Genomic DNA, 7677 nt, shown 5'->3' on the forward strand with positions numbered 1-7677 from the left:
CTTCGGGGCGAGGCCGAGATCGATCCAGGTGATGTGACAGCCGATGACGACGCCGGCTGCGTCGATGAATGGTGCCACCATGGCTGGACCGGTATGCAGCGCCTGCAACTGGCCGCGATCGTCTTCGCCATGCCAATAGGGCTGGTTGGCCGAGAAACGCAGCCACTTGCTCGGAATGCCGCAACCGCGATTGGCGAGGTACCGGAGTCCGATGCCGTGCATCATGATCGGCTCGGCCGCTTCATAGATGCCGCGTGCCTTCTTGCGCTCACGCTCGCGAAACTCAGCCTGAGCCTGCTCTGTTCGCGCGGTGGCCTGTTCATTGTCGATCTTCAGCCGGTCAAGGCGTTCGAGGCGCGCAGCCCGATCTTCCTCGCTCTCGCGCTCGCCGCCCTCGGGAATGCCTWCGCCCGTCACGGTCGAGCACGCCTCGAGGAAACCGTCGCGACGCTTGACGTCGAGGCCGAGGGTATGCGCGGCCATGCCGATGGCGTCTTGGCCGCCAACGCCCCCGGCTCGGCAATTCCATTTGTTCTTCTTGGTGTTGAAGGCAAAGCAGTCCTTGCCGCCACATGCGGGGCAGGGCTGGGGGTGCTCATGGCCCGACTTGCGAAAGGTAAGGTTGAGCCGCTTGGCCACAGCCTCGATCGACACTGCCCGTGCACGTTCAACGAACTCATCGACGGCCGCGCTCATGCCGCACCCTTTTGACCGAAGGTCTTGCGAATATCGGCCATGCAGGCGGATGCACCCCGGCCTTGGTCATATTCACGCAAGATCTTGCGGATGGCGTCGACCATGGCGCGGTTGCCGCCGGCGCGGCCACGGATGCGGTCCCGGTCCGACTTGCTGGAAATGGCGGCTGCCTGTGCCTCACGTTGCTCCGCGCTCATGCGGCAACCCTCCGCACTTGCGCTGAGTTTACGAAGCAGCTCTTATTCTTCTGCTTAGGGGAGACATTTCGAAGATGAGTTGGGGCTTTGTGCGCGGTCACAAGTACAATCGACGCGCTGACATTCACAAACTGTACGGCGGTCAAATGCAGGGTGGCATCATCACGCCCAGTGACCACAACGTCATTTTCATCATGTCGGGCAAACGAGGTGAAGAATTCGGGTACGACGACCGCTTCCATGCCGATGGGCTGATTGAATATTTTGGCGAAGGCCAGGTCGGCGACATGCAGATGATCCGCGGCAACAAGGCCATCGCAAATCACGTTGAGAACGGCAAAAGCCTGCTTCTCTTCGAGAAGGAATACCCAGCTCGAACCATCACCTTCTTGGGTGAATTGGTCTGCCAAGGGTGGCACTGGGAGGAGTCTCGAGACAGCCAAGACACGCYTCGAAAGGCGATAGTTTTTGAGCTTAGGCAACTGGAAGACATCGTCGAAAGCGTTGACGCGTCGCCGACCCCGGCCGACGATCTGGAAGCCTTGCGAAAGCTGGCAATGGAAGCCGCGGCGCCGTCCGCCCCGGGCGGCACGACAAATAGGAACATCTACACGCGCTCTGCTCAAGTGAAGGCCTATGTTTTGGCGAGAGCGAAAGGCCATTGCCAGGGGTGCGAGCAACCTGCGCCGTTCCTCAGGCCAGATGGCAAACCATACCTCGAGCCACATCATATTCGACGCGCCAGTGACGGCGGCCCGGATGATCCCAGGTTCGTGATCGCACTTTGTCCGAACTGTCATCGGCGAGTGCATTCGGGTGCCGATGGGCCCGCTTACAACGCGACACTGCTTGACCGGATGAAGACAATCGCTGCTCATGACTAGCAAGGTTCGCTCCTGTCGTCGGTGCGTGCAAAAGGCTTGGTGTTGCGGATCAGGTGATTGATCGCGCCGGAGGAAAGGCCGGTGCGCGCCTGTACCTGGCGCATCGACTGACCCATCTCGAACAGCAACAGGACGCCTTCCGCCTGCATGGCAGGTGCGAGCGCAAATAACCGGGCAGGGATGATGCTGTCGGGAGTGCCGAAGGCAGGTCCCGCAGGTGGTGATTTCAAATGCGGTCTCATGCGCGCCTCTCTGTTTCAGTGCTCTTCCCGTGAAACATTTCGGGTGTTTCACGCAGTTGGATCGCTGCAGTTGCAGGGGCGTAAAAGGCTCGGAACGAGACCTTCAGCCAGTCACAGACAGCAATGACCTTGGCTGCTGAGACCGATTGGCCGTTGGAAAGGCGCGACAGGTCGGACGAGGTGACGCCGATCTCTGATGCGTTGATGCGCCAGCCGCGGCCGTCAGCCTCAAGCTTCTGGCGGGCCAACCGGCCGAGGGCGCGATATTCGAACTGTGCGAGCCGCTCAGCCATGGCGCCCTGCTTTTTTTAGGAAGATCGTGGGCTCTTCGCCGATCCAGTCGCAAAGGGCGAAGAACTGATATGCACCCGGGTTGCGGCCACGCGCTGCGCGGCGAACGTCGTCGAGCTCGACCCTTGCCTCTTTGGCCACCCGCAACTCGGTCTTGGACCGCGCGATCCGGCGCGCCTCGAGAAACATCGCGAAGACCTCGAAATCGACAAGAGCCGGCTCATAGGCATCGGCGCGCAGGGTGGGGGCGGCCGTGACGTTCGTCATGCTGCCGAGGCCTTTTCGGTCTCGGCGAAAAGATGATCGGTGCAATAGGGCTTGTTGCGCAGGTTGATCATGCGCTTGCAGCCGCAGACCAGCATTTCGGTGCTTGCCGGCGAATACGGGTCAGCGGCGTAGAAAAGGCAGCGGCTCTCAGCCGATGCACGCGCGAACGTCATTGGCACGACGATGATGTCGACAGCCTTGCGCCGCACGACGGGCTCTGGCTGAACCATCGCAATGGGAGGCGCCGAAACACGCAGGCGTGCCGGCGCCGGCTTGACCGACTTGGGTGCAGGGGCCGGTTTTTCGACCTTCACGGTCTTAGTACGCTGAAAGCCGGCAGGCCGAGCAAGCTTGCCCAGTGCCCCACCGGCACGATGGATCTTACCGACCACCGCGCTGCGTGAAATGCTCATGCGTGTGGCGATCTGGCCGGCGCTCAAGCCGGCGTCGACCAGCGATTTCAACAGGTCGAGCGCTTCAGCAGACCAGGTCACTTTGCGCCTCCCTCGACGATCGAGAGGCCAGTTGCTCGCGCACCGGCGAGCGTCTTGCGCAGTTCAGAAAGTCCTTGCTCCATACGCGAGGCAGCGCGATCCATCTCGGCGGCTTCGGCGGGCGTCAGCTTGCCGTCGGCGAACGATGCCGCACCGGTGGCCATCAGCTCGGCTGCATGCCGGCAAGTCTCCGCGTGGCGTGCCAAGATATTGCCAGTCGCGACCTGCACGGCGTCCGAATCTGCAAGGCGGCGTCCATTCAGGTCGGCCATGGCCGAGGTGACCAGCGGCACGCCGCATTCGGCCTCAAGGGCCAGCACGGCGGAGATCGGCATCAGGTCGTGGTCGGCGGCATGGTTCCAACGGCCAACCGCGCTCTTGGAAAAGGACGTGATATCAGCTGCGCGTTCCACCCCGCCGGCCATGGCGATCAAATCGCGTTGCGCGGCCTTGATACGGTAGAAGCGAAGATCTGCATTGGCGGGCATTGTCGGCTCCAAAAAGGCAAAAACTTTCCCGCGCCGGGAAAGCCCGGCGTGTTTTCCCGTGGCGGGAAATGGCTGAGAGGTGTCAGATCGTGGGCATGAAAACCCGCGTCACATACTCATCAAGGACTGGAGCCAGGCGGCCCGACAGGTTCAAAGGCCTGCCGGGCGCCGTTCAAACGGGCGGCGAGGATCGCTCCTACGGACGCCTTGCAACGGCCGTGCCTCAAAAGGTGCAGGGGGCCTTGCGAGCCGTACCTGACCGCCCTCTCTCTCAGGGTATTGGTGACGATGCGGATCATGCGTCCGCTCCGGTGAAGGGGTGGCCGGCCTCGCCGTGGGGACGATCGAGACCGGCCGCGACGGCGGGCGAGGGGCCGTCGAAATCACTTGGATCGTCGCCATAGATGTCGGGTCGGATCTGGTATCGCGAAATACCAGTGACGCGCTCAACCTCTAAAACCCGCTCAGGAGGGACGCGTCGCCACTGGGAAATCCCTTGAGGCTTTATCCCGAGCTTGCGTGCAAGCGCGCTCGGCCCGCCTGCGGCAGCAACGATCTCATCCGTCGGTAAAGGTGCGAGCTGTGACATGACCAAATTAAAAGCACAGCTTTCATTTTTATGCAAGTCACTCTTTCATAGACGAGTAGGCCCATGTTTCATCAAAACATAGCCATGGAAAGAAGTGTTGGATCAGTCCTGAGGCAAGCCAGGAAGCAGCGCGGATATGTGCTGCGCCAGGTGGCGGAGGTGGCCGGGGTGTCGACTGCCGCTGTCGGGCAATGGGAGCGCGACGAGAATGATCTGACAATGGAGAATCTGCGGAAGGTGGCTACCTTCCTTGAAATCGACCCCTTGGCCGCGAACCGTGGCGAGCTCCGCTATGTCGGTAAGCAGCAGGATCTTTCAGAGATCGAACGCGTCACCGATCCCGCACCGGTCGACATGGGGCCGGAGGATGTCGAGATACTGGGTGTATCAGTTGGCGGCGACGATGGCGATTTTGCCCTTAATGGCCAAATCGTTGGTTATGCTCGGCGCCCCGCTGGGATTGCCAGGATCCGCAATGTCTTTGCCGTCCATGTGATAGGTGAGAGTATGATCCCGCGCTATGAACCCGCAGATTTACTGTATTGTGGTGGAAGGGCGCCTGTCGCTGGGGACGATGTGGTAATCGAGATGTTCCCGAAGGGCGACGAGACTGTCGGAAAGGCCTACATCAAGCGGCTCGTGAGGCGAACGGCCTCCGAGATTGTTTGCAAGCAATATAACCCGCCGATTGAAATGACCTTCAACCCGTACGAGATGAAGGCCATGCATCGAGTAATCCCTTACCGGGAACTTCTCGGTTATTGAGCATATAGGCATCGGCTCTCGCCCGGTTCAAATCCGTAGAGAATGCGGCTTGAATTGACAGATTGCGGCCTTCTTCGCCGTTCTCAATGCATTCACTGCACGCAAGACGTGATGCCAGCTCTCTCACAGGTGTCGTCGCCGTCGCGCCGGTCCGGTAAATCTGCTTGGGCTTCCACCAGCGGTGTCGGCCACAGTCTCCGCATTCGATTGCGATAGACAGCACTTGCCCCAGTAGCGGCTCGCCCGTCGTTGGTATGCTCATTCCCTGCCCCGTCTGTTCTCTCTCCGTTCTATAATTGATTCTTTTATCCGCGCTGTCGAATCTAAAAACAGGCTAGAGCAATGAAAGTGCCACTTGCATTAGAATAAAAGCTGTGCTTTCAATTGCCCATCGCATTAGTCGATGGAGCGTCGCTTGTCACTTCACAAAGCCATAAGTTTCGGCAATTCGCCTGACCTGCACACAATGGGCGGTCTTCTGCGAAGATCCGAATTTGTCAATTCGGCTCYCCATGATGCGCGCAGACTTGCCCATCCTATCCGTGAAGCGAAGATCGGAAGAGGGCACCTTCGTCTCGACAAACCTGGCAATCGCCTCCTGATCGAAGGAAAGGCCGCAAGCTTTCTCCGAGCCGATCACGTCGCCAAGATCGAACGCGATCATCGAGCTATTGTCTGCACGCGCCTCGACGGCCCAAGCCGCTACGAGCGCCGCCGCGCCTATCAAAACGCCCTTCATCTGGAAATCCTCCCCGTCAGCTCACGACATCTTGGCGATTTCGATAGCAGGTGCAAGCGCTTGGCACCTCAGACACCGGCCCGCCGGCTGTCGATGGCCGAGGAATTCGTTGGCCTGGCAGTGACCTGCGCCATCCTGCTGGTCAGCGCTTTTGTTCTTGGGGCGCTGTGATGATGCGCGGCTCACCGAGTTCCGACGTAGCTACTGCACCGGACCTTTGTCGCTTGAACGGCGCAAGGCTGCTTCGTRTAGCGTCCTCTCCAGCTCTTTCGCAATGTCGCGAACAGCCTGACGTGCAGCCCGCATGGAAGCGTTGTCTGGAGAATGACTGGCCGCAAATCGCTCCATCCCTTCCTCTATCGGTCGCAAATAGCCGGCAAGGGCCGACGGGGGATGAGGCTGCTCTTTCGCCCAACTCCAGATCAGATGTGTCAGCATCGCTTCAAGGGCAAACTGGCGCCCGATCAACTCTTCCATTTCTTCTTCACTTCTCGGCACAGGTCCGACTCCCTCACAGTTCACGCCAGTGTGGAGATTATGACCTCCGAGGCAAGCGCTCGATGCGGCGCAGCCCTGCACAGTCCATCTGCGCAATGATCGCTGGCCTCGCAGTCACCTGCGCCATCCTTCTCATCGCTGCTTTCGTCGTGGGGTTGCTGTGATGCTGACGTTCCGTATCCATTTCGCCGATGGCGACCCGCTCGACATCGAAGCCGTGGACGCCAGGTCCGTCCGCTCGCTGGCCGAAGCTAGCCGTCCCGGCGTCCTCATCAGGAAAATCAAACTATTAAAGGAGGCCACCAGCCATGCACGCTGAGTTTCGCCCGTCGTCACAGATTCGCGCCATCTTCCCCGAGATGGATGAAACCCCGCATCCACGCGCCAGCCAGATGGCCGAGACGATGTTGGAGGTCACTGCCCTTGGCAATGGCGGCCCAACCTTCCGCGACCTGATCCGTGAAGGCTTCACCTCGGCCGAGATCACCGAGCATCACAGGCAGGCCGAGCAGCTGGCCAATGAACGCGGCACACGCCAGATCACGCCCGAGCCCGACCGTATGGCCGAGCTGGTGGCCAAGGCAGTGTCGCCGCTTCCCAATCGGTTGCCGCTGCCTGCTGGTACCGCCGAGACGCAGGCGCTCTTCCAGACCTGGGGGCACTATTGCACGGCGCGCGGATCCTATCTCCTCGACCCATGGCCGGGCCAGCGCGAACGTTGCCTCGACAAGCTGCGCGATTACCTCAATCGCCTTCCGCTGCATCCGCGCTCGCGCAAGGACATAAGCCTCAAGGTCGCCGCGGCCCTGGCAATCACCGCAACCCTGAAGAAGGTGGCCCAGTGACCGCAGCCGTCCGTCACCTTCCTATTGCGGTTCCAGCCTTTCGGCCCGACGGCTCGGCAATGGACTTGGCCAACGTGATGGTCGCCGACATCGACTTTGCGGCGATGGCCGCCGGTCTTTCGAAGATGGCGAGGTTCAACGCCATCTATCGCTGCCCAGCTTATTCCGTCGGTCAGCACAGCGTCATGGGTGCCGACGGCCTGTTCAACGAGACCGGCGACACTACCCTCGCAGGCTACTTCCTGCTGCACGACGGACACGAATATCTTACCGGCGATGGCACGCGCCCGATGGTCGACCGCATCCAGCTCCAGATCCTACGTCTGGCTATTAAAGCCAAGCTGACCGGCTCGGCGTTGAAGTTTGTCGACAAGCTCGCGCATCGCGCCATCGGCGAGGTCAAGCGCGAGATCGACATCCAGATCTTCAAGGCGGCAGGCATTCCCGATCTGGAGTTGATGYCGCTCTACGCCCGCCAGGTCAAGGACATGGACAACAGGATGCTGGTGGCCGAGGCAAAAGCGCTTTTCGGTCCGCACGCAGCCGTCGAGTGCTTGCCACCAGGTGATCTCAAGCCGCCGCGCCTGACCGGCGCGATCAAGCCTTGGGGCCCGATGAAAGCCGAGGAAGCCTTCATCGATCGCCTCGAACGCTATCTCGGCATTATCGCGAGGGGCTGAAT

Annotated in this window: 15 protein-coding genes; 5 read left to right on the plus strand and 10 right to left on the minus strand. The window is 60.5% G+C overall.

Annotation, left to right across the window (positions count from 1 at the left end; translation table 11 throughout):
• Both AC1DUU_RS17390 and AC1DUU_RS17395 read right to left on the minus strand, forming a co-directional pair.
• Nucleotides 1-696: DUF7146 domain-containing protein (locus tag AC1DUU_RS17390; protein ID WP_476784656.1), on the minus strand; the 696-nt coding region annotated here is incomplete at its 3' end.
• Entirely contained in the window at nucleotides 693-893 is a 201-nt protein-coding gene (locus AC1DUU_RS17395; RefSeq protein ID WP_476784657.1) for a hypothetical protein, read from the minus strand. The genes AC1DUU_RS17395 and AC1DUU_RS17390, both read right to left, overlap by 4 nt.
• 74 nt (nucleotides 894-967) lie before the next feature.
• Between AC1DUU_RS17395 and AC1DUU_RS17400 the strand changes: the two genes are divergently transcribed.
• A complete protein-coding gene (locus AC1DUU_RS17400) occupies nucleotides 968-1777 on the plus strand; it encodes an HNH endonuclease (RefSeq protein ID WP_476784658.1) in 810 nt (269 codons plus the stop codon).
• Here AC1DUU_RS17400 and AC1DUU_RS17405 read toward each other — a convergent pair.
• The 6 genes from AC1DUU_RS17405 to AC1DUU_RS17430 form a co-directional block, all read right to left on the minus strand.
• A complete protein-coding gene (locus tag AC1DUU_RS17405) occupies nucleotides 1774-2007 on the minus strand; it encodes a hypothetical protein (RefSeq protein WP_476784659.1) in 234 nt (77 codons plus the stop codon). The genes AC1DUU_RS17400 and AC1DUU_RS17405 overlap by 4 nt on opposite strands.
• An 8-nt stretch (nucleotides 2008-2015) precedes the next feature.
• Nucleotides 2016-2312 carry a hypothetical protein gene (locus AC1DUU_RS17410; protein ID WP_476784660.1) on the minus strand — a complete coding sequence of 99 codons (297 nt, stop codon included), beginning with the start codon at nucleotides 2310-2312 and terminating at the stop codon, nucleotides 2016-2018.
• Nucleotides 2305-2577, minus strand: a complete 273-nt coding sequence (locus AC1DUU_RS17415; RefSeq protein WP_476784661.1) for a hypothetical protein — start codon at nucleotides 2575-2577, stop codon at nucleotides 2305-2307. Before AC1DUU_RS17415 ends, AC1DUU_RS17410 begins: the two co-directional genes overlap by 8 nt.
• Nucleotides 2574-3071: a GcrA family cell cycle regulator gene (locus AC1DUU_RS17420; RefSeq protein WP_476784662.1), complete on the minus strand. Its 498-nt coding sequence runs from the start codon at nucleotides 3069-3071 to the stop codon at nucleotides 2574-2576. The genes AC1DUU_RS17415 and AC1DUU_RS17420 overlap by 4 nt, the downstream gene beginning before the upstream one ends.
• A complete protein-coding gene (locus AC1DUU_RS17425; protein WP_476784663.1) occupies nucleotides 3068-3559 on the minus strand; it encodes a hypothetical protein in 492 nt (163 codons plus the stop codon). Before AC1DUU_RS17425 ends, AC1DUU_RS17420 begins: the two co-directional genes overlap by 4 nt.
• 295 nt (nucleotides 3560-3854) lie before the next feature.
• A complete protein-coding gene (locus tag AC1DUU_RS17430; RefSeq protein WP_476784664.1) occupies nucleotides 3855-4184 on the minus strand; it encodes a Cro/CI family transcriptional regulator in 330 nt (109 codons plus the stop codon).
• Nucleotides 4185-4211: 27 nt separating this feature from the next.
• On the opposite strand from AC1DUU_RS17430, the gene AC1DUU_RS17435 reads away from it, so the two are divergent.
• On the plus strand, nucleotides 4212-4913 hold the full coding sequence (locus tag AC1DUU_RS17435; protein ID WP_476784665.1) for an XRE family transcriptional regulator: 702 nt from the start codon (nucleotides 4212-4214) through the stop codon (nucleotides 4911-4913).
• 418 nt (nucleotides 4914-5331) lie between these two features.
• Here AC1DUU_RS17435 and AC1DUU_RS17440 read toward each other — a convergent pair whose 3' ends face one another.
• Both AC1DUU_RS17440 and AC1DUU_RS17445 read right to left on the minus strand, forming a co-directional pair.
• Nucleotides 5332-5652: a signal recognition particle gene (locus tag AC1DUU_RS17440; protein WP_476784666.1), complete on the minus strand. Its 321-nt coding sequence runs from the start codon at nucleotides 5650-5652 to the stop codon at nucleotides 5332-5334.
• A gap of 201 nt (nucleotides 5653-5853) precedes the next feature.
• The gene (locus AC1DUU_RS17445; protein ID WP_476784667.1) at nucleotides 5854-6129 is read right to left on the minus strand and encodes a hypothetical protein; all 276 of its coding nucleotides are present in this window, start codon (nucleotides 6127-6129) and stop codon (nucleotides 5854-5856) included.
• 184 nt (nucleotides 6130-6313) lie between these two features.
• On the opposite strand from AC1DUU_RS17445, the gene AC1DUU_RS17450 reads away from it, so the two are divergent.
• From AC1DUU_RS17450 to AC1DUU_RS17460, 3 genes are read left to right on the plus strand one after another with little or no spacing between them, the layout of a single operon-like run.
• Nucleotides 6314-6469 carry a hypothetical protein gene (locus AC1DUU_RS17450; RefSeq protein WP_476784668.1) on the plus strand — a complete coding sequence of 52 codons (156 nt, stop codon included), beginning with the start codon at nucleotides 6314-6316 and terminating at the stop codon, nucleotides 6467-6469.
• Nucleotides 6459-6995: a hypothetical protein gene (locus AC1DUU_RS17455; RefSeq protein WP_476784669.1), complete on the plus strand. Its 537-nt coding sequence runs from the start codon at nucleotides 6459-6461 to the stop codon at nucleotides 6993-6995. Before AC1DUU_RS17450 ends, AC1DUU_RS17455 begins: the two co-directional genes overlap by 11 nt.
• Nucleotides 6992-7675 (plus strand): hypothetical protein, encoded by a 684-nt coding sequence (locus AC1DUU_RS17460; RefSeq protein ID WP_476784670.1) that lies wholly within the window; start codon nucleotides 6992-6994, stop codon nucleotides 7673-7675. Before AC1DUU_RS17455 ends, AC1DUU_RS17460 begins: the two co-directional genes overlap by 4 nt.
• The last annotated feature ends 2 nt before the right edge of the window (nucleotides 7676-7677 follow it).

This window comes from Aminobacter sp. P4_H6_2 (assembly GCF_056400805.1).